The 22,498-nt window shown below is 41.5% G+C and carries 16 protein-coding genes and 1 tRNA gene; 9 read left to right on the plus strand and 8 right to left on the minus strand.

Features of this window, described 5'->3' with window-relative positions; all coding sequences use genetic code 11:
- Positions 1 to 3 precede the first annotated feature (3 nt).
- Genes BMW86_RS20905 through preA form a run of 3 tightly spaced genes read left to right on the plus strand, consistent with a single transcriptional unit; the run spans position 4 to position 3,480 of the window.
- Positions 4 to 870 (plus strand): nitrilase-related carbon-nitrogen hydrolase, encoded by an 867-nt coding sequence (locus BMW86_RS20905; protein WP_177189344.1) that lies wholly within the window; start codon positions 4 to 6, stop codon positions 868 to 870.
- Between the two features lie 9 nt (positions 871 to 879).
- On the plus strand, positions 880 to 2,202 hold the full coding sequence (locus BMW86_RS20910; RefSeq protein WP_089783895.1) for an NAD(P)-dependent oxidoreductase: 1,323 nt from the start codon (positions 880 to 882) through the stop codon (positions 2,200 to 2,202).
- A gap of 9 nt (positions 2,203 to 2,211) precedes the next feature.
- Positions 2,212 to 3,480, plus strand: a complete 1,269-nt coding sequence (gene preA / locus BMW86_RS20915; protein ID WP_089783896.1) for an NAD-dependent dihydropyrimidine dehydrogenase subunit PreA — start codon at positions 2,212 to 2,214, stop codon at positions 3,478 to 3,480.
- On the opposite strand, the gene BMW86_RS20920 is transcribed toward preA, so the two are convergent.
- The 3 genes from BMW86_RS20920 to BMW86_RS20930 all read right to left on the minus strand — a co-directional run bounded on the left by BMW86_RS20920 (position 3,481) and on the right by BMW86_RS20930 (position 5,919).
- Positions 3,481 to 4,050, minus strand: a complete 570-nt coding sequence (locus tag BMW86_RS20920; RefSeq protein WP_089783897.1) for a hypothetical protein — start codon at positions 4,048 to 4,050, stop codon at positions 3,481 to 3,483.
- Positions 4,051 to 4,213: 163 nt separating this feature from the next.
- A complete protein-coding gene (locus BMW86_RS20925) occupies positions 4,214 to 5,317 on the minus strand; it encodes a FecR family protein (protein ID WP_089783898.1) in 1,104 nt (367 codons plus the stop codon).
- A 53-nt stretch (positions 5,318 to 5,370) separates the two neighbouring features.
- Entirely contained in the window at positions 5,371 to 5,919 is a 549-nt protein-coding gene (locus BMW86_RS20930; protein ID WP_089783899.1) for an RNA polymerase sigma factor, read from the minus strand.
- A 337-nt stretch (positions 5,920 to 6,256) separates the two neighbouring features.
- Here BMW86_RS20930 and BMW86_RS20935 point away from each other — a divergent pair, with 337 nt between their 5' ends.
- Entirely contained in the window at positions 6,257 to 9,589 is a 3,333-nt protein-coding gene (locus BMW86_RS20935) for a SusC/RagA family TonB-linked outer membrane protein (protein ID WP_089783900.1), read from the plus strand.
- Positions 9,590 to 9,626: 37 nt separating this feature from the next.
- Positions 9,627 to 11,012 (plus strand): RagB/SusD family nutrient uptake outer membrane protein, encoded by a 1,386-nt coding sequence (locus BMW86_RS20940; RefSeq protein WP_089783901.1) that lies wholly within the window; start codon positions 9,627 to 9,629, stop codon positions 11,010 to 11,012.
- 49 nt (positions 11,013 to 11,061) lie between these two features.
- On the opposite strand, the gene BMW86_RS20945 is transcribed toward BMW86_RS20940, so the two are convergent.
- The 3 genes from BMW86_RS20945 to BMW86_RS20955 form a co-directional block, all read right to left on the minus strand.
- Entirely contained in the window at positions 11,062 to 11,295 is a 234-nt protein-coding gene (locus BMW86_RS20945) for a hypothetical protein (protein ID WP_089783902.1), read from the minus strand.
- A gap of 65 nt (positions 11,296 to 11,360) precedes the next feature.
- A complete protein-coding gene (locus tag BMW86_RS20950; protein WP_089783903.1) occupies positions 11,361 to 11,789 on the minus strand; it encodes a MauE/DoxX family redox-associated membrane protein in 429 nt (142 codons plus the stop codon).
- A gap of 12 nt (positions 11,790 to 11,801) precedes the next feature.
- Positions 11,802 to 13,094, minus strand: coding sequence for a protein kinase domain-containing protein (locus BMW86_RS20955; RefSeq protein WP_089783904.1), 1,293 nt, complete (start codon positions 13,092 to 13,094; stop codon positions 11,802 to 11,804).
- A gap of 369 nt (positions 13,095 to 13,463) precedes the next feature.
- Here BMW86_RS20955 and BMW86_RS20960 point away from each other — a divergent pair, with 369 nt between their 5' ends.
- From BMW86_RS20960 to BMW86_RS20970, 3 genes are read left to right on the plus strand one after another with little or no spacing between them, the layout of a single operon-like run.
- On the plus strand, positions 13,464 to 15,155 hold the full coding sequence (locus BMW86_RS20960; RefSeq protein WP_089783905.1) for an RICIN domain-containing protein: 1,692 nt from the start codon (positions 13,464 to 13,466) through the stop codon (positions 15,153 to 15,155).
- Positions 15,156 to 15,166: 11 nt separating this feature from the next.
- Complete coding sequence (locus BMW86_RS20965) at positions 15,167 to 16,636, plus strand: RICIN domain-containing protein (RefSeq protein ID WP_089783906.1); 1,470 nt, start codon at positions 15,167 to 15,169, stop codon at positions 16,634 to 16,636.
- Between the two features lie 55 nt (positions 16,637 to 16,691).
- The gene (locus BMW86_RS20970; protein ID WP_089783907.1) at positions 16,692 to 18,707 is read left to right on the plus strand and encodes an SEL1-like repeat protein; all 2,016 of its coding nucleotides are present in this window, start codon (positions 16,692 to 16,694) and stop codon (positions 18,705 to 18,707) included.
- On the opposite strand, the gene BMW86_RS20975 is transcribed toward BMW86_RS20970, so the two are convergent.
- The gene (locus BMW86_RS20975) at positions 18,696 to 21,125 is read right to left on the minus strand and encodes a CshA/CshB family fibrillar adhesin-related protein (RefSeq protein WP_089783908.1); all 2,430 of its coding nucleotides are present in this window, start codon (positions 21,123 to 21,125) and stop codon (positions 18,696 to 18,698) included. The two genes, BMW86_RS20970 and BMW86_RS20975, sit on opposite strands and share 12 nt — an antisense overlap.
- Before the next feature lie 218 nt (positions 21,126 to 21,343).
- Here BMW86_RS20975 and BMW86_RS20980 point away from each other — a divergent pair.
- Positions 21,344 to 21,427 (plus strand) — tRNA-Leu (locus tag BMW86_RS20980).
- Between the two features lie 270 nt (positions 21,428 to 21,697).
- Here the strand turns inward: BMW86_RS20980 and BMW86_RS20985 are convergent.
- Positions 21,698 to 22,495: a hypothetical protein gene (locus BMW86_RS20985; protein WP_089783909.1), complete on the minus strand. Its 798-nt coding sequence runs from the start codon at positions 22,493 to 22,495 to the stop codon at positions 21,698 to 21,700.
- Between the last annotated feature and the right edge of the window lie 3 nt (positions 22,496 to 22,498).

Raw genomic sequence — 22,498 nt, forward strand, 5'->3', positions numbered from 1 at the left:
ACTATGTCGCGTATTATCAAATCAGGATTAATTCAAATGAGTTTGCCTAAGACAGAAGGCGAAGGAACTATTGAGGAGATCAAGGAGGCTATGATTCAAAAACATATTCCGCTGATTGAAGAAGCGGGAGAAAAAGGTGTGCAGATCCTGTGTTTGCAGGAGATCTTCAGTACCCCTTATTTTTGCCCGGGACAGGATAGTAAGTGGTATCAGTCGGCCGAAAGTGTACCCGGACCAACAACCGACCGTATGGCTGTTTATGCTGCTAAATACAACATGGTGATCATCGTACCGGTATATGAAAAAGAACAGGCCGGCATATTATATAATACAGCTGCCGTCATTGATGCAGATGGCACTTACCTGGGAAAATACCGTAAGAACCATATTCCGCATACTTCCGGTTTCTGGGAGAAATTCTTCTTTAAACCCGGCAACTTAGGTTACCCTGTATTTCAAACGAGGTATGCTAAAGTGGGTGTCTACATTTGTTATGATCGTCATTTTCCTGATGGTGCAAGATGTCTTGGATTAAATGGAGCGGAGATCGTCTACAATCCATCAGCAACAGTAGCCGGTTTGTCTCAGTATTTATGGAAACTGGAACAACCTGCACATGCTGCTGCCAACGGTTATTTCATGGGATGTATTAACCGTGTGGGAGAGGAGAAGCCCTGGAACCTGGGTAAATTTTATGGCTCTTCTTATTTTGTAGATCCACGCGGACAGGTATTCGCCACTGCTTCCGAAGATAAGGATGAGTTGCTGATCGCATCATTCGACCTTGATATGATAGAAGAAGTAAGAAGCGTATGGCAGTTCTTCCGCGACAGAAGACCGGAAACCTATGGTAAACTGACAGAACTTTAAATCATTGCTATGACAATCCGTAATAACAGGTTAACAGCTGATGAATACAAGGAGCAATTCAGCGATATACGTCCGCCGTTTGAAACGTATGATGCTGCGTTAGTAGAAGCCAATCGTTGCCTGTATTGTTACGATGCTCCCTGTACAAAAAGTTGCCCTACAGGCATTGACGTCCCTAAGTTTATTAAACAAATCACCACAGAGAATCTCAGAGGCTCTGCCTACACTATATTAGTGTCTAACATCATGGGTGGAGGTTGTGCAAAGGTATGCCCGGTAGAGAAATTATGCGAAGGGGCCTGTGTATACAATCTGATGGAAGAAGAGGCAATCCCTATCGCCCGCCTGCAGCGATTTGCTACAGAAAGAGCTATACAGGAACAATGGCCGCTGTTTACAAGAAAACCATCTACAGGTAAGAAAGTAGCGGTTATAGGTGCCGGTCCATCCGGACTTAGTTGCGCGCATGCATTATCCAGAGAAGGTGTAGATGTAACGATCTATGAAAAGGAAAGTAAAGGTGGTGGATTGATGACCTACGGTATTGCCGCCTATAAGGTGACGCCGCAGTTTTGCCAGGAAGAAGTAGACTACATTACTTCCATTGGCGGTATCGAAATCGTATACAACCAGGAACTGGGGAAGCATATCAGTCTGGATACCCTGCAAAAAAACTATGACGCAGTGTATCTCGCATTTGGGGTAGGATTGGCCCGCCAGCTGGAAATACCCGGCGAACAGTTACATGGGGTTGTAGATGCCATCAGCTTCATCTATGATATCAGGACCAAAGGATATCCTGCCATCCCTGTAGGAGACCAGGTAGCGGTAATAGGGATGGGTATGACAGCCATTGATGCTGCTACACAGGCAAAACGCCTGGGCGCTAAAGAAGTGACCCTTGTTTACAGGAGAACGCAACAGGAGATGTCCTGTACAGAAGCAGAACTGAATATCGCTAAACTGGATGGCTGTAAGATCGTATGGCTGGCAGCTCCCAAAGAGATAGTGGGGGAAGATGGTAAAGCTACTCAACTCGTTTGTAATATAGTGAAACTGGATGTAACAGGAGCAATGGTAGCTACCGGGGAGATCATCACCTTAGCTGTTGACATGGTGATTAAGGCTGCTGGTCAGATGCCATTTGAAGAACTGGTATACAGTAATCAGCTGGATAATAATAAGGGGAAGGTTATCATTGATGGTAATAGTACTACCAGTATACAAGGTGTATTTGCAGGCGGAGATTGTGTGAATGGTGGTAAAGAGGTAGTAGATGCAGTACAGGCAGGGAAGGATAGCGCAAAAGCAATATTGCAATATTTGTTTTAAACTTTTCATATGGCAGATATATCAGCCAATTTTCTTGGTATCAAATCACCCAATCCTTTCTGGCTGGCAAGTGCGCCACCAACAGATAAGCAGATAAATGTATTGCGCGCTTTTGAAGCAGGTTGGGGGGGAGTAGTCTGGAAAACCCTGGGTAGCCAGGTGAAGAATGTCTCTTCCCGTTATTCAGCGGTAGATTATAACGGGCGTCGTGTGATGGGGTTTAACAATATTGAACTGATCAGCGATCGTCCCCTGGACATTAATCTGAAAGAGATCAAAGAGTGTGTGCGGTTGTTTCCCGACCGGGCCATGATTGTTTCGCTGATGGCCGACAATGATCGTAACAGCTGGCATGAACTGATTAAGAAAGTGGAGGATACCGGTGCACATGGGCTGGAGCTGAATTTTGGCTGTCCGCATGGTATGACGGAAAGGGGGATGGGTGCAGCCGTTGGGCAGGACCCTGACATTGCCAGGAAGGTGGTGGAATGGGTGATGGAAGCTGCTACTATTCCGGTTATTACCAAATTAACGCCCAACGTGCATTCCGTAGTACCTACCGGCAGGGCTGCGGTGGAAGCAGGTACGCATGCGTTATCGCTTATCAATACGATTCAATCAGTTACAGGTGTAGACCTGGATACATTTGTGCCTAATCCTAATGTTGGGGGTAAATCTACTTTTGGGGGATATTGCGGGCCTGCTGTAAAACCTATCGCATTAAAGATGCTCACTACTATTGGTCAGGACAGGGTGACCTCTGCCGTACCCGTTTCAGGTATCGGTGGAATCGAAACCTGGAAGGATGCGGTAGAGTTCATGTTGCTGGGGGCGACGACCCTGCAGGTCTGTACGGCTGCCATGAAATATGGCTTCCGTATTATCGAGGATATGTGTGATGGGTTAAACAACTGGATGAACGAAAAAGGGTTTCAAACAATAGATGAGTTTATTGGGAGATCACTTTCTACTTTAACAAACTGGGAAGAGCTGGATATGAACTTTCATATCGTTGCTCACATTAATCAGGATAAATGTATCCATTGTGGGTTATGTTACATTGGATGCGAAGACGGCTCACACCAGGCTATTAACCTGTCTTACGGTAATCCCTACAACACTTACTCTATTAAAGAGGATGAGTGCGTAGGGTGTAATCTCTGCCAGCTTGTTTGTCCTGTTGATAACTGTATTACAATGACAGAACAAAGAAAAGGCGATGAATACCTGAACTGGAAAGAGTTTCAGCGCAGAGGGCTACCTTTAAACGACCATTAATTAAAGATCTACATTGGCAAGCATAAATTCTTCTCTGATGTTATTAACTTCATAGGAATCTACGCAACCGCTTCTGGCTTCTCTTTTCAGATTTTTCCATTCAAGTAATAATACTTGCTGACCGTAATTCACCAGTTGCTGAATAGCAGCTTCTATTTCCCATCCGTTACCACGTTTGGTGATGGCTGCCAGTCTTATTTCCTGGATATAATCAGTCAGTTTCCTGTCTACAGGATTTTTATTATCTAAAAACAATGTGATGAGGGTGTGTTTTCTTTCCAGTTCTTTTATCAACCGGTGTCTTTCAATACCCGTTTTGTAATTTTCAACAAAGATGGCCTTATTACATTCCATAGCCATAGATAGATACTCAGCTATATGCTGACGCAAATCTTCAATATACTTTGCTTTTAACGAAGTAATCTGATTAATATAATTCCTGCGTCTGAGGCTTCTTACACTTACAGCCAGAACAATAATTGAAATCAATATTGTTAACAAGATTCCAAAATTTTTAATAAATTCTCCTGCATCTGATTGCAAAAAGCGGGCAATTGGTGACTGTAACATTAATCTATCTTTTAGTTGGATGTATAAATAAAAAAAAGGTTAACAAACAACTGAAAGCGTTTAGTTCTGCTAGTCTACTGCTAAACTAAATATAAGGTTATAATGAGGAGGACTTATCCTGGTTAAATGAGGGTTTTCATAGAAAAGTTGACAAAAGAAAGAACTATTTCAGATGAATTACTTCACCTTGTTTATAAGATATAATTTCCTTGGTGGCATTTAGTTGCTCCATAAAGTATTCTATTGGCTTATTTCGGTTATAAGTAATACCTAAGAATTTCTTACCGGCTGCAGATTGATCAACAATCAGCTTTACGCCGGAATACCTTGGTATAGCCTGGGCAATTTCATCAATTGTAACACCATCAGGGAATCTGAAGATTCCATTTTGCCTGTCCAGCATTTCTTCCTGGTCAAATGAATTCACTACAATATCTTTTCCTGCAAAGGTGGCAGCGTTACCTGGTTTTAATAAGACACTGCTACCGCCGGCATTCATTTTTACACTTCCTTCTACAAGAGCCACTTTTACGATACCACTATCGTAAGTGTTCACGTTAAATTCAGTACCAAGCACCTGTACATCACTGTTGGGTGTATGGACGATAAACGGTTTTGTATTTTTAGCTATTTTGAAGAAGGCTTCTCCTGTAATCCTGATCTCACGTGTATCGCCATGAAACGTCATCGGAAATTCCAGTATAGATGCAGAGTTAAGGATGACTGTACTTCCATCACTAAGTATTACCTTATAATCTTTTCCGGAAGGAACGGTAAGTGTACTGGTGTTGTAGGTATCGCTGGCTCCCGTATATGTTAATGTCTTATTATTACTATGTAAAAGGAAACCGTTGGCATTCATCTCTAAAGCATCGCTTTCAAGATTTATTTTCTTGTCCCCAACAGTCAGCCTTATCATATTGTCACCCATAAATGCAGGTGAATCAGCTTTCAAGGAAGAATTGATATAATATAATGATCCTCCTCCAAGAATAAGTATCGTACAGGCAGCAGCAACCACCCGCTGTATTATTTTGTTGAGCTTCCGTTTACCGGCAATTGCTATCAACTGATCAGCAGTTGCATAACCCTTTCCGGCAACCTGAGTGCCTTCTGATGCCAGTTCCTTTTGGATATATTCATATTGGATTCTTACATCTTCATCCTCTGCCATCAACTTATTCAGTTGAACCTTTTCTTCAGGCGTAATTGATCCTAATATGTCGGCAATAATAAGTGTTTGTATGTCAATAGCGTCTAAACCCATAGTATTACATTAAAGACAATACTAAAGATCGAAAAGTATGAGTAGATCGAAATTTATTTTAAGTGGAGTTTGGAGCGCATCAACTTTAAGGATGAGTATACCTGTGTTTTCACGGTATTAACAGACAGGCCAATAAGGTCAGCTACTTCTTTGTGGGACTTTTCTTCGAAGTAAACCAATTCGAGGGAACGGCGACTCTTTTCGGGTAACGTTTTCATCGCATTATTAAGGGTATCCCTTTGTTCATTATTATTTACATACACATGAGGATGCTCGACATTAACGTTCATCTTAGTATAACGCAGGTTGCGTTTAGCGTGGTTGGAATTATGTTCTATTTTATTAAGGCTCATATTATGAGCGATCCGGGAGAGGTAAAATTTAACAGTTGATTTGATCTCGATCTTGCTTCTTTGTGCCCAGAGAGCCAGGAATACCTCCTGCATTACATCTTCGGCATCAGTCTTATCACGGAGTACCAGATATGCGGTAGTATAGACAACTTCACGATACTTCTCATATATCACTGAAAACGCTCCCCTGTCTCCGGCTTTAATTTGACGGAACAACTCAAAATCTTCCTGTATCTGCCTTTCTTGCACGAGCGTATAAAATTTTAGTTACATGACTTCTAAAAGATCTGACTGTCTGGTGTGTCCTAACTTTTTTGTCCGGGGCATATCCGAACGTGGAAATTATTACCGAAATTACCTATTTTTTCAATGTCAAAATGAACAGCCGGGAACTAATTTTTTAGGGAAGAAAATGGAAAAGTGCTAGAAGTCCGTCCATCAAGGATTACAGGGTAATACCCCCTCTGTAACTAAAAAATGGACAAAAAAAATGTAGAATCACTCATACTTTTTTAAAATCAGAATTGTCTTATATGGTTGGGGAATTTCAAAAGACACACCCAAAGAAACGGTTCCACGCTTCTCTATGCTAAAAATACCAAAATTTAGTGCTGCATTTTATAAAGCACTATGCCTGCTATTTCTCCTGATTGTCAGCGTAATGACTGCTATGGGGCAAGATAATGTGCCACCAGGTTTGAACAGGCGTATGAGTATATCTGTGAGTAATAAACCTTTATTACCTGTACTACGCAAGGTTTGCAAGAAGGCCGATCTTAATGTGGTAGCTGCAATGACTGTGATTAATGACAAAATGTTATGTAGTATTACCGCACAAAATGGAACAGTGCTGGATATCTTAACTCAGCTTGCAAAGGATAAAGGCCTTACCTGGATTATTAAAGATGATATGATCATTTTTGCTAAATCATCTGATACTTCTTCCGTTAAAATAGCTATTCAGGATAAAACTATTACCATTAAAGGACTTGTAACAGATGAGGCCAATATGCCTCTTCCAGGTGCGTCTGTCCAGATAAATAACACCAGCATAGGTACCGCCTCTGATGAACATGGTAACTTTATACTGCATTACGATAAGCAGGCGGCCATCTTAAACATCACCTATACGGGATATAAGAAGCAACAAGTAGTTGTTCCAACAGATAATTATCTGCATGTTAAACTATCCAGGTCGGATAATATGCTGGATGAGGTTGTTGCGATTGCTTATGGAACTACCTCCAGAAGATTAAGTACTGGCAATGTAACCAGGATTACAGGAAAGGAGATAATTCGGGTAGGAGGAGCCAATCCAATTGCTGCATTGCAGGGCCAGGTGGCGGGATTGCCTGTTACCGCATCCAGTGGTGTTGCCGGAACAAGTTACACCATGCAGATTCAGGGAAGGAGTTCTATAGATAATGGTTCTGAGCCTTTATTTATTGTTGATGGCATTCCTATTATTACTCCGGGTAAAAAGTTGAATATACTTTCTTCTGTCGCTTCTCAGAATATAGGGGATGGGGGTATTAGCTTTTTTAATAATCTGAATCCTGCCGATATTGAAAGTATCGATATTCTGAAAGGCGCTGATGCTACGGCTATTTATGGTAGTCGTGGTGCAAATGGAGTAATATTAATTACTACCAAACGGGGGAAGCCAGGAAAAACGATATATAATATAGATGTCTCCAAAGGTATTAAAACAGTGGCCCATATGCTTCCATTGCTTTCTACCCCGCAATATCTGGGAATGAGAAATGAGGCATTCTTCAATGATGGAATGAGTCCAGACTCTGTTCCGGGTGATGTAAACTATGCACCAGACCTCAAACTTTGGGATCAGCACAGGGATGTTAACTGGCAGAAATATTTAATAGGTGGAACTGCTCAGACTACAGATGCTAATGCCTCTGTTTCTGGTGGAGATAACAGTACCCAGTTTCTTGCAAGTGCAGGGTATCACCACGAAACATCTGTATTTCCTTCAGACATGGGTTATAACAGGGGAACATTCAATTTTAATTTGAATCATAAATCTCCTGATTCCAGATTCTCCCTGGATTTTAATACTAAATATTCCAGGGATGATAACAATTTGTACAATGCAGAATTCAGCAATTTCCTTTTGCCTCCTAATGCTCCTGTTTTATATGATCAGGCAGGCAAGTTGAACTGGCAGGAAAATGGAGGTACTTTTAATAATCCTGCTGCTGATCTGCTGAAAACATATGAGATCAAAACGGATAGCTGGTTAGTTAGTCTTAATCCTGGTTATAAAATAATGAATGGACTCTTCTTCCATACCAATTTTGGTTATAACGGATTAAGAACACATGAGCATTCCCAGATACCTATAGCATCACAAAACCCTTTCACAAACTCTCTGATAACAGGTACTGCTAACTTTGCAGCCAGTACATTTAATAACTACATTATAGAGCCTCAGCTGGACTATTCGGGTGTAGCATTAAAAGGGAAAATATCGGTCTTATTAGGTGGTTCCTGGCAATCTAATAGTCTCTCCCGCACAAATGTATCCGGACAAGGGTATACCAGCGATCTGGCATTAAATTCATTAGCTGGTGCCTATGATACCGTATATCAGCCCAATGAACGTTATTATTACAGGTATGCTGCCATATTTGGACGCTTCAATTATAATTACAACGACAGGTACATTGCAAATATATCTGTAAGAAGAGATGGATCAAGCCGTTTTGGGCCAAAGAAACCGTATGCGACTTTCGGATCTCTTGGCGTTGCATGGATTTTTACAAATGAAGATTTTGCAAAAGACTTACTCCCTTTCCTGAGTTTTGGTAAACTGCGTGGCAGTTATGGGGTAACGGGTAATGACCAGATAGGGGATTATAAATATCTTGATCTGTGGTCTTCTGTAGGCCCTCCTTATCAGGGCGTAACTACTTCTCAACCCACATCGCTTTTAAATCCAACTTTTTCCTGGGAAAGGAATAAAAAGCTGGAAGCGGCTTTTGAATTAAGAACGTTGCATGACCGGTTATTTTTTTCCATCTCTTATTACAGGAACCGGAGTGATAATCAATTACTGGAATTTAAATTACCTTCTCAGACCGGTTTCATGACTATTACCAGAAATCTGCCGGCAGTTATACGAAATACAGGACTGGAGTTGACCGCAATCATGGATGTGATTAAACGTGCTGATTTTAACTGGACAATAAACGCGAATTTAACCGTGCCATCCAATAAACTGGTGAGCTATCCGGGGATAGAGAATTCATCTTATAATTCAAACTATGCGGTAGGGTATTCTGTAAATGTTATTAAAGGATATCAGTCAACAGGCGTAGAGAAGAATACAGGGTTATATACATTTAAAGATGTAGATAAGGATGATCAATTAACAGCCGGGGATTACCAGATTTTAGGAAACCTGGACCCTAAATATTATGGAGGAGTAAACAGTTCAATCGGTTTTCATCAATTTCAACTGGATATTTTGTTCGAATTTAAAAAACAAACGGTACTAAGTTATTACTACTCTGCCTTTATCACTCCTCAGGTGCCAGGTTTTGCTTTCAATCAGCCTACATTAGTGCTTGACCGCTGGCAAAAATCCGGGGATATTACCAATGTCCAGAAATTTACGACCATCACCTCCAGTCAGGCATATGCGTTAAAAGAGAATATAGCTTTTTCTGACGTTGCATATACCAGTGGGGCATATCTGAAAATCAGAAGTGTTTCTTTTTCTTATACGATAAAAGAGGATTTAGCAAAAAAATTAAAGCTGAAAAATCTGCATGTTTATTTACAGGGGCAAAACCTGTTTACCTTTACCGGTTATAAAGGATTTGATCCCGAAACGCCTTATTACTTTTCGCTTCCTCCGCTTAGAACAATAAGGGCAGGCTTGCAGATAGGCTTGTAAAATATGATTACCTGGAGACAATAACAAAGTTAGAGTTATGAATTACCGGATTAACTATATTTTCTGTATTCTTTTGACTGTGGTTTCGGGGTGTAAGAAACTGATAGATGTACCGGGGCCGGGAACCCAGACAGAAAGCTCAGATGTTTTCAAAACTGATGCATCCTCTACGGCTGCGGTAACGGGTATTTACTCAAGAGCTATACCCTTCTCTGTTAGTTTTTTAAACGGGGGAGTTACCATTTATGCAGGTTTATCTGCTGATGAACTTATTCAGAATGAAACCAATATTACTATTCAGGAATTCTTTACCAATTCACTGCAACCCTCTAATCAGCTTTTAAGAAAAGATTTATGGGTAAGGGCTTATAGTCTCATTTATGATATTAATGCCTGTATAGAAGGTCTTAGCAGTAGTAAAACACTGACAGCGTCAATCAGGGACCAATTACTTGGAGAATCTTACTTTTTAAGAGCATTCGTATACTTTAATATGGTTAATCTTTTTGGAGATGTTCCATTAGTGGTTACGACTGATTATGCTACAAATACAACTTTGCCAAGAACGAATGCAACGATTGTAAAGGCGAAGATAAAAGCAGACCTTACCAATGCCGCAGATTTGCTTATTCCTGCTTATCCTACACCTAACAGAGCGAGAATAAATAAATGGGCAGCAATGGCTTTACTGGCAAGGGTTAATTTGTATGATAATAACTGGCAAGAGGCTGAATCTGCAGCAAGTATGGTCATTAATTCCGGTACATACTCACTGGAAAAAGATCTGAACAAGGTTTTTCTCTTCACCAGTAACGAGAGCATTTTTCAAATGATGCCTGTAGCAAAAGGTTATAATACTACAGAAGGAAGCCAGTTTGTTCCGGCGGGCACCTCTTCCATACCTGCTTATTCCTTTAGTACATTTCTGTTAAGTGAATTTGCATCTGGTGATAAACGCTTTACTAACTGGGTAGGAAGCAGGTCAATTGGTGGCACATTATATACTTTCCCTTATAAGTATAAAGCAAGGCCCGACTTTTCAGCTTCTTTTGTTCTCAAAGAGTATTATGTAGTACTCAGGCTTGCAGAGCAATATTTAATCAGGGCGGAGGCCAGGGCTAATCTGGGAGATCTGCCTGGCGCTATTCAGGATATAGATACTATACGTTCCAGGGCAGGACTGCCATTTATTGCCTCATCCATTAATAAGACAGATTTGCTGGTTGCTATTCAGAAGGAACGTCAGACGGAATTATTTACAGAATGGGGACATCGCTGGTTTGATCTGAAGAGGACCAAACAGGCTGATCTTATTTTAAAAAGCAGGAAGCTGGGATGGAATGCTACAGATACATTATATCCTATTCCGGCAGCCGAACGTTTATTGAATCCGGCCCTTACACAAAATAACGGGTATAATTAACAACAAAGAAGAGCATACAAAGTATGCCCTTCCCGTTAACCCCAATAAATTACTGAAGCATTTTAGCAATTAAAGACGGAGAGTCTGATGCTCTTAAGCAGAATACGTCATTACCTGGGCATCCGGCTTCAGCTTCTGCTGTTGAACCAATCAACTGAGTTACACCATTGATGTCTTTCCAGATGTGTACTGCTGCAGTTTTTGGGGTTGGTTTAGAGGCATATGCTCCACCAATACCAATAAGAGCAGCCATCGCTGCAAATGCGAATTTCATTTTTGTCATGACTTAAATTTTGAAGTTACTAATAATAGGTCCCCACCTTGTTGTAGTTCCAGGCTATTGGGTTTTTATTCAGTGCTATATCTGTTTTTCCTTATTAAGAAGATTGCGAGTACTCCTGCAAATACGAAGAATAGATTAAAGAAGAGGTGTTGTGTCCAGCTTAGGTCTGCTATGGCCCCTCCACATGCGCAAGGGATTTTTCCGAAAAGATTTAGTTCGATCAAAATGATATATCCCGTAAATAAAATCATCATAGCTGTAGCAATTTTTAGTGCCAGCACACGGGTTTTATCCAACATCATCATAAGAGATACAATAATTTCTGAAGAAGGGATACCCCAGACCAGTAAAGGGGTATATTTATCATTGAAGGGCTGCTTATTCATCTGAGAAACGAATACATTAAACATCATCCACTTACTGGCAGCAGCGTACGTAAACATTGCAATGAACAGAAAAGAAACTGTGTTAATAATTAATCCTCTTTTTTTCATGGTATTTATTTATTAGACCTTAATGAAATCATCTGCTTTCAATGCATTTATAATTGCAGGTAATGACAGTCTGTTCTCTGCTACCGGGTCTAAACACGAGACAATTGTCTCCAAAATATTTTTTTCCAGATTCAGATTGACCAACGCATTATAAATGTTACCAGAAAATTCAAGGCTATTTTGAGGATTCAAAATCATAAAAGCAAGTAATGCTCCTAATGAATAAATATCTTCAGCCGGAGAGGGAGTCAGGCTTATTTTTTGTTCAGGTGATACAAATCCTGCAGTGCCGAAACCAAAGGCAGGATTAGGTATGCCGGCTGGCATATAGTATGCCAGCTCGAAATCAATAATGTATACTTTTTGATCTTTGACAATGAAATTATTAATCTGAATATCTCTGTGTAAATAACCTATTTGATGAAGGTTTTTTATAATTTCTGTGATCTGTAAAAAATAATCCAGTAACTCATTCCTGTTTTTAGCAGGCAGATTTTTCCAGTTCAGATCTCCATGTATGGAGATGATTTTCTGTAAGAGATTTTCCCCTTCTATATATTCTATGATCAGATAATGATCTCTTCCTTTTCTGCAAAAATCCAGTACACGTGGTGTAGGTATTTTGTCCTGTAAGGCCTCCAGTACGGTCTTTTGCCATTGCAGTTTATGAAAGGACTGTCGTTTGAATTTGTCTGTAAATGATCCTGCGCGTGCCTGTTTGATAATGCAGGGTGTGAATGAGAAACCTTTCAGACTTACACCTAAGTTGATATCACCCTTAGGACTAAACTTTAATAACCGGATAGGAACATAATAACTCCCTATTATCCCCTTTCTTTTTTTAAGACGATAAATCTTAGGTATTTTAAACGGGACGTTTTCAGCAATGTATAATACTTTTCCTATTCTTGTGCAATTATCTATTATGATGCCTTCACATTCTGTAGTTACAAGTTCCAGTTCTTCTACGAGTAATGCCGCCTGTTTATCTGAAGAAGGATAAATCATAAAGACTTTTCCGGCATCACTTGTACCGAATGCAAGTCCATTACTTAAATCGATGAGATGACTATTTTGTAATAATCTGAATGGTACATTATATGCCTGCAACAGGGGTGCTACATTGTGAATTAATTTCTCTGCATCCTGCGATAGCACAGAGATATAGAGGATTCTGCTATTGGCAGAATCGAAATTGCCTATTTCCAGCCATGGATCATTTGTACGGTACGAGATACCGAATTTTAATAAAAATTTTCCATAGTTGGGTATTTCAGTGGTACAATGAGGATCCCCGTTGTTCATATTTAAAATGAATTTCGCAGACTATATCATAAGTATTAAATCGATTGTGTATTTCCCCTGTTTACGTTTGTTTAACCAATGCAGCTGTTTGCATAATAAATGATGTGTTTAATGAGACTATTTAAACACTTGCCCTCTCATAACATACAGTCTTGCTTCAACGAACATACGGATTTTATAACAAGACAAGTTCAAAAATGTTCATAATAATTTAATTCAAAATTTTACGACTGATCGTAACCGTGTCATAAATATACGAAATGAAGTAAAAATGGTTTCCTGTATATCACTGATTTGTAATTAATTGTTGGATGGCACAGGCTTTGACATCACCGGATGAAATTTTAATAACCATTATTCAATTATCTTATGAGAAAAATCCATTTACTGTATTCAGTACTAGTACTCGCATTGTTTAGTTGTACCAGAAACGACTCCTCTTTTGAAAAACCAGCTCAGTTAGCCGTTACTCCATCAATTTCTCCCGAAGGAGATGTAGTAGGAAAGGTGACAGTTGGTTACCAGGGTTGGTTTACAGCGCCGGGCGATGGATCGGCTGTTAATGACTGGACACATCAGAATCTCGACATGTGGCCTGATATGCGGGAATATACTACCACTTACCAGACCAGCGCTGGTAATCTGGGAAATGGGCAACCCGCTAAAATGTTCTCCTCTTATGATCAGTCAACAGTTAATCTGCACTTCCAATGGATGCAGCAGAATGGTATTGATGCGGCGGCATTACAACGTTTCAGCGGGGAACTGAGTGATCCCAGGTTTAAATCCATGAGGGATGGAATGGCCCTGAAAGTGATGAGTGCAGCAGAGGCTACCGGAAGAAAGTTTTATATCATGTATGATATATCCGGGCATCAGGCTATGCAGTCTGTTTTAAAAACTGACTGGGTTAATACTATTCAGGGTACACTCAAATTGTTATCATCCCCTGCTTATGCGAAGCAAAACGGAAAACCTGTGGTTTGCATATTCGGCATGGGATATAAAGGCGCTCCGGCTCAGGGGCCTGGTGATTCTGTTGCCTGCCTGGATGTAGTGAACTGGTTCAAGAGCCAGGGATGTTATGTGATTGGTAGTGTTCCTATGGACTGGCGTACACCTAACGCATTTTCCAGAGATAATTTTTCCACTGTTTACAGTTCGTTTAATATGTTAGCCCCATGGGCGGTTGCGGCTCAGGTTGTTGCTTCTTATCAGCCATGGATACAGGGCGATTATGATTATTGTACAGCGCATGGTATGGACTATCAGCCAATCGCTTACCCCGGATTTTCTTTCCATAATTCTCAGGCAGAAAGTGCTTTAAATCTGATCCCCCGGAATCATGGTGATTTCCTGTGGGCGCAGGTGGCCGTGATGAAGACAGTAGGGGTGAAGAGTTTGTACATAGCTATGTTTGACGAGATGAATGAAGGCACTGCCATATTCAAAGTGGCAGAGAATGCTTCTCAGGCTCCTACTGATAAATCGTACGTGAATCTTGATCAGGACGGGGTAGCTGTTTCATCTGATTTTTACCTGCGCCTGGTGAATGATGCGGGTAGAATGATCAAAGGTTTGATCCCCTATCAGGCTACTCATCCCACTCAACATGTAATAGGAGGGGCAGGTCCTCTGGCAGATGGCACCTATAAAATCATTAACCGGAATAGCGGAATGGCGCTTGACGTAGTGGCTCAGCTGACTACCAACGGTAGCGCTATTCAGCAATGGGGCTATAATGGAGGCAGTAACCAGCGCTGGGTATTAACCAGTTTGGGTGGTGATCATTACAAAATTACCGGTGTACAAAGCGGACGTTCGTTGCATGTAAAAGGAGATGATCTTACAGATGGTGCCAGGATCGAGTTGTATGATTATACCGGCAGTGCAAGTGAGCAATGGATTATCACTCCTACAGCCGGTGGTTACTATTTTATCCAGGGTGTACAAAGTGGAAAGGTAATTAATGTGCCAAGGCAGTCAACTGAAGCTGGTACATTAATAGAGCAATGGACTAATGATGGTGGTGCTAATCAGCAGTGGTCAATTAATCAATAAAACGGAATGAAATGAGGAATTTAATGCTTTTGATAGCGGTTTCTTTTTTGCTGAATAGCTGCACCACAAAGGAACTTATCAAAATAGATAATAAAGTAGCCGTTGTGGCAAATGCATCGGCTGCCAGCGGTAGCCTGGCAGATACAAATATCAGGTATTTCGGTCGCTGGGATTTTACTGATGCCAGTCAATATATCAGTTACTGGGGTGGTGCTTATATCAAAGTAAATTTTACCGGAACCACGGTGAAAATTAAGGTGGGTAATACAAGTAACTTCTATGCGAAGATCGATAATGGTCCCTGGGTTAGTTATAAGCAGTCTGGTGGCATCATTAATCTGACAGCTGTACCGCTTGTCAGTGGCACACATTCTCTGAGCGTTGCACAAGGGAGGGATTATGATTACCTGTTTAATTTTCAGGGTCTGATCTTAGATGGAGGAGCCGTAACAAGTGCGCCAACAGCATTAACAAGCCTGATAGAGTATATTGGTGATTCTATTACAGCAGGATATCTTGATGAACAAACGAATGTATCGGACTATGCCTGGGTTTGTTCTGAGAACCTGAATACTGAGCATACCCAGATAGCTTACCCGGGCATCTGGTTGATGGCTGGTATGGATACGCAGTATTTTAAGTTACAGACGCCCAATTATCCTTTATCTCCGGTCTGGGACTTTACACGATACACACCTGATCTTATCGTAATCAATCTTGGCACAAATGATAATCCAAATGTCATCAGTGACAGCATATTTCAAAAAGGGTATATTAGTTTTCTCACTAACATCCGGACTAAATTCCCTCAGGCTGAAATATTTGTATTACGTACATTCCTTGGATTATGGGCATCCCCTACATCTGCAGCTGTGAGTGCCAGAAACGCAGCAGGAGATACCAGGGTACATTATATTAATACACAAGGATGGCTGGCGCAGAACACCAGTGATTATCTGCCGGATAACCTGCATCCCAGTGTGAGTGGCCATATCAAAGCAGCTAACCTTTTACAGCCCATTCTGGCGCCTTATCTTAATGGCAGTCAGACTATTCCCGACGGGACCTATAAGATCATTAACAGGAATAGCGGACTTGCTTTGGATGCTGCGGGGCAGGGTACAGTAAATGGTACACCTGTTCAGCAATGGAATTATAATGGCGGAGGTAACCAGCAATGGACAGTAAAGAATCTGGGTAATAATCAATATGAGATCGCTGGTGTGCAAAGCGGAAAATCATTAGACGTAAAAGGGGAATCGGTTCTGGATGGAGCCGCTATACAGTTATATACTTATTCAGGCGGTAATCATCAGAAATGGGTGATTACACCTGCTTCTACGGGTTACTACACCATTACCAGTGTGCAAAGCGGGAAAGTGGCAGAGGTGGCAGCTCAATCCACAGCAGCTGGCGCAATAGTAAGTCAGTATACAAGTAATGGAGGGAATCATCAGCAATGGGCTTTCCAAACGCCTTAAAATATCATCCTGGCTCCGGTAGTTGTTTACCGGAGCCATTTATTACCTTTGCGTCATGTCGCACAGAGTTTACTTATATAATGTTAGTACCCCTTCAGCCGCACAGGACAATGATAAGATGATGATGGAATGGGGATATGAGATGCCGTTGTTGTTACAACCCTTACTGATAAACGGCGCATTCATTTCAGGCAATAATTATAATACCCATACAGATAGTAATGCGGGCTTGTATTATAATGCTCAGCCGGGGATTGAGAATCTGAAACGGTTTTACAATTTCCTGGAGAAGCAGGAATCAATTATTGCAGATAAAGCCGCTTTCTCAGCAGCTAAAAATAACCTGTTCAAATACCTGGATAACCTTAAACAGCCCTATTTTAACCTGGATATGTGGGATGTGTTCAATATGGAGGAAACACCGCATGAAGACCAGGCCGCAATATGGCAGGCTGATATCGCATTTAATAATGAGGTAATCACCAGGGCTATGGATAACAACGATATCTCCCTGTTATCTTATAAAGCGTTAAAGAATGTGAGTCTGGCTTTTCAGACATTCGCTGATCTGCTTAATTACGAAGGCTATCATTATGGATGGGCGCATATTTATGAAGAGATCCCTACCGTAGAAATTTACCAGGAAGATGAGTTATGGGGATTAAAAGGACCTGATGGAGATGTGCTGTTAAGTCCGCAGTTTGACGAGTTCTACGAGTTCAGTATGCAAGACCTTGCAGTGGTGATGAAGGACGGTAAATATGGGTATGTACATACTTCCGGCCAGATCGTGATCCCCCTGGAATGGGATGACGCATATGATTTTGAATATTCATACCTGGCTGTTGTTAAAAAGAATGATCTTTTTGGACTGGTCAATTTGGTTGGCAGAGTAGTAACCCCGGCGGAATATGAGGATATTGAGAACTTTGGGAACGAGGGGTGTTTTCTTGCACAGAAAAACGGGAAGTGGGGAATGCTGGATAAAGATGGCAAAGAGGTCCTGAGTGCAGCGTATGAAAAGATAATGCCGCTGTATGAGAATGTATTTATCATGCAGAAAAATAATTTATGGACGATTGCTGATTCACCCGCACATAAACTGAGTGATGATTTGTTTGATCTTGTAGTAAATAAAGTGCCTCATCAGGGGTTTGCTTATGCCTTTAAGGGAAAGGATGTTTTCCTGGTAGATAAATATGGGCTATCGAGGGCTAATAAAGACCTTGTACAGCAGGATGCCGGGAGTGAGTACTACCATCATTATTATGATGATACTGTACGTGACAGGCTGCTGGCTTATGCTGCGAGTCCAGATGAGGATACTGTTATCGATGCATACACCCCTGTAGAAGACCTGTATAACATCGGAGTAGATGCCCATAACAGTCAGGACTACCAATCGGCTATTCATTATTACACACTTGCGGCTGAAAAGGGATATGGGTATGCCATGAATAACCTGGCACATACTTATTATATGGTGGATGATTATATTGATCATGAGAAAGCCTTTTACTGGTATGAGAAAGGGGCTGCTGCAGGCAATACGAATGCGATGAACGGGTTGAGCCTGTGTTATCAGAATGGTATAGGTACTATCCCCGACATAGACAAAGCGATCTCCCTGTTAGAACAGGCGGCCAATGACGGGCTGGCGGTAGCCCATAATAATCTTGGTTTCTTATATTCTGATAATGACCCCGAGCTGGCATTGTATCATTATCAACTGGCAGAAGAGCTGGGAGAGCCGGATTACGGGGGGCTGGGTTATATGTATGAGGGGAAAGAGGATTTTGAGAAAGCCATTGAATATTACCGGAAGGATGAAACTGAAATCGGGGCCTATAACCTTGGTAATCTTCACAGGAAGGGACTGGGAACGGCAAAGGATATAAAAGCAGCTATAGGCTACTTTAATACTGCTGTGGAAGGAGGGTATGATGCTGCTCATATCGAGCTGGCCAGGATATATTTGTATGAAGACGGGTTTATAGATGCAGAGCAGGCTAAAAGGCATATTACAGCCGCTGAAGATGCCGGTCTGGAGATTCCTGTCTTATCTGAGTAATACAACTGTCCCTTTTCGTTCTCCATCTCCGCATAGTGTTTTAGCACGGATGATATAGACATAGGTACCTATAGGCTGTAGCTGGCCTTTATAGGTACCATCCCAGCAGGTATCTAAGGTGGTTGAATGAAAAATGAGTTCTCCCAATCTATTAAAAATACTGAAATCAACTGTCATTGCTCCCCAGTATTTAAATCCAAAACAATCATTTTTGCCATCACCGTTTGGTGTGAATGCTGATGCCATCGGGAAATTACTTAATGCGGAGGTAAGGTCCATTGCTATGGCAATAGAATCTTCACTACTGCATCCATTGGCGTCTGTAATCTGCACATGATAAGTGGTAGACGTAGTAGGTCTTACTACCGGATCCGCGATAGTGAGATCTTTAATACCAGCTGCTGCTTCCCAGATATATTGTACTCCACCTGAAGCTGTTAATTTGGTTTCAGGATGTGTGCAATCTATCAGATTAGTATATTTAACGGTAGTAGTTGGAGGGAGATTAACGATAACAGGTATATCCAGCGTTTGAGCAATCTGGCAGATATCATCTGTAACAATTACTTTATAGGTAGTATTGGATGCAGGAGTTATTACTAACTGATCTGTATTTCCAAGGGTGGTATTATCAGCATCCTGCCACTCATATGTATTCCCTCCGGTAACCCTGAGAACAGTAGATTCTCCTTTGCAAATTCCTGAAGGCGGGTCTACGATACCTGCATCAGGGTGATGTACGCTAACGAGTATAGAATCTTTATTACTACAGCCATCTGTGGTAGTAGCGGTTACAACGTACCTGGTATTGGCTGTTGGATTGGCTGATGGAACAGATGATGTAGCATCATCCAGTCCTGTTGCCGGCAGCCAGCTATAGCTCGACGGAATATCAGCCGTCGCAGATAATTGAGTAGGCGTACCTATACATGTAATTACATCTGCGCTTTTTGTTATTGAAGGAAGAGGGTTTGTACTGATGATGATGCTGGCTGTTTGTGAGCAGTCTCCATCAGTAGCGGTGACAGTATAAGTATTGTTAGTGGTTGGTGTTGCAACCGGATTAGCTATATTAACGGCGGAAAGGCTTGCGTCCGGCGACCATGTATAGGTAGGGTAGTTGCCTGTTGCATTGAGTTGTACAGGTGCTCCCATGCACACGGTTTTACTGCTGATATTCGTGCTAAGAGGATCACAGACCCATCTTAATGGCGTAAGATAATCTTCTACTTCTCCATCATCAGCAATACTACTTGCCATAGTGATGGCTATAGTAGACAACCGGAATCTGAACCCAAACAGTTTTGTGCTTCCCTGTACTGGTTTGTTGGGAATGCCTGTCCAGGTGAGGGTGGCTGTTGTTGCATTGTCCGGAACAGTAGCTGTGGCCATCTCACTGGCATCAAACTGCTGATTACGGTTAATGTCAAACCATCCGCTGAGATAAACGGCAGCGCCGGTGGTATTGGTCAGGGGAACGTTGATGGTGTAGGTGCCGCTACGGTCATAATCCGGGAAAGTAGTGATAGCCTCTTCATCTACTCCTGTAATATTATCATCTACATCATTAAAAGGATCGGAATCGGGGAGTACTGTGCCTAGTTTCAGATTTGGATTCTGTGTAACGGCAGGGAAGGGGACATCGTAATTACAGCTGTTGCTTTCTGCATAGCTGATCTTATGAGCCGCATAGCCATAGCTGGCCGGCAGATCGCCTCTGTCTACCGGTGTTAATATACCGAAGGCTACGGCCATCCCGCCGTTTACAACCCTATCCATATGTACTTCTACAGATACTGTTCCTGTTGAGGGGGCATCGGTAGCCATTAACGGACTTTGACCTATAGGTATAAATGAGTTGGCAGCATTTGAATGTTGCGTATCTGTGATTACGATCTTTTGTGTACCACATCCGGTGAGGGGATTGGTGATCCTTGTTGAATTCCTGTAGAATTGTAATGTTCTCCAGTTACCTCCTGTGGTGATAAAAGTGGTAGCTTCCAAATCTACTACACTGGCTTCCGCATCGACTGCACAAAAGGTGAACGGAGTAGCTACGCCGTTACGTGTGGCGTCTACTTTCATCGTAAAAACGCTGCTCTGTGATTGGTTTTCGGCGAATAGTGCCGGTTGTATTGCGGGATTGGAGAAGTCGTAAAGGAAATGTAGTACGGCGCCACTCCAGGTATTCATGACGGAGGGTCTGGGTATGGGGCCGCTTACTTTTGAAAAGGTAATTTTGATGGTAAGGCCATCTGTAGTATTGAATGTTTTACTGGCGCCATCAGCGAGAGTGAAGCCGGTCCAGTCGAACCACCATATATCTCCTTTGAGCGTTCCTTCGCCTAAATCAGCGTATTGTGCTTTTAATGAGAAACTTGTCAGGAGTAATAAAATCAGTAAGGAGTTACGCTTCATAATAGGTTGGGAGGCATTCTGCGCCACGAAATAAAGAAAAAAACGGGGATAATAAAAATCAAGGGAGATAAAGGTTATTGAATGGCAGAGGATTAAGGGGTATTATATATGTTTCTTTTATAATTTTTGCTTTCTCCTTCTTTCAATAATTTCTTCTTATAAAAATTTGGAATAATTAAAAAACTCTTTACCTTTGCAATCCCTAACACGGAAATGATGCCCAGATGGCGAAATTGGTAGACGCACTGTGTTCAGGTCGCAGCGCTCGCAAGGGTGTGCTGGTTCGAATCCAGTTCTGGGCACTTAAAATAGGAAACCTGCTCATAGAGCGGGTTTCCTATTTTAAATGCATTTCTACGTTTATTCTAACTTCGTGTTATTCAATTTAAAACAGGTTCGATTCCGGAACTGCCTTTCATAAGCATCACAGCCCAAGAACATGACGGATATAATTAAGGGTCTACCGGCATCGGAAATTTCACCGTATTACGTATTACTTAGAACCTATTCAGACTTAGGATTTAAAAAATAAAAGAAAACCAAGCTTAAATTATCGAACTCTTAGTCCATTTTTACAATTTAGGCTTATGGTTTGCCCTGCCAATGGTTATCATCGTCGCATGCTGTTCACCCATAAATCCGCAAAGCGTTTCATAGGCAAGTGCGCCTCTGAGGATTGGCATAACAATCGTATCACTATTGTTTTCGCGAGAGTGGAATCGATCAAAGAAAGATTCAGAGCTTCCGGGACCTAACTCTAGCATGTATAACATGCCTCCTGCAATAAAAAAAAGAGAGTTCGCTTCGGGTATATAGCGTGGCCCGGCCACGTTATAAATTATGTCTTTGTTGAAAGCTTGCAATGCGGCTGCTGCCACTCGGTATTTGCTGGGGATACCAGCATCTTCATTCATGATCATTTGTCGCAGGGCTTCTGCATGATGCTCAGGCATTTTTCCGTTTTTGAAAAAAGGGTTGCTTGCAATGTGAATGCGCCAGAAAATACTTAGTAGCATCAGTTTAAACTGTTCATAGGGCGCATTGTTGGCGATGACAAGTTCTAATCCATCCGGAGTAATTACCTTTTCGGTTTTGAAGCCATTTTTTATATTTTGTCCGTACAAAAAAATTGAACTTACCGTTTCCCATCTGTTTAGACGAATGGTGTCGCATTCAACACAAAGTATATATTTCTCAAATATTCCAGTTTGCACCGGAACTTTCCCACTTATGCCGTCTTGGTTATATTTCATCAACTTCGCCGATTCTTTGATCAGCTGTTTATACATGAAGTCGGGGATAATATGAGACTGCTTTATCAACTTTCTTTCAAGCTGACATAACTTGCAAATACCAACAGCATCATTCATATT

The organism is Chitinophaga sp. YR573 (genome assembly GCF_900110995.1).
Classification (GTDB): Bacteria; Bacteroidota; Bacteroidia; order Chitinophagales; family Chitinophagaceae; genus Chitinophaga.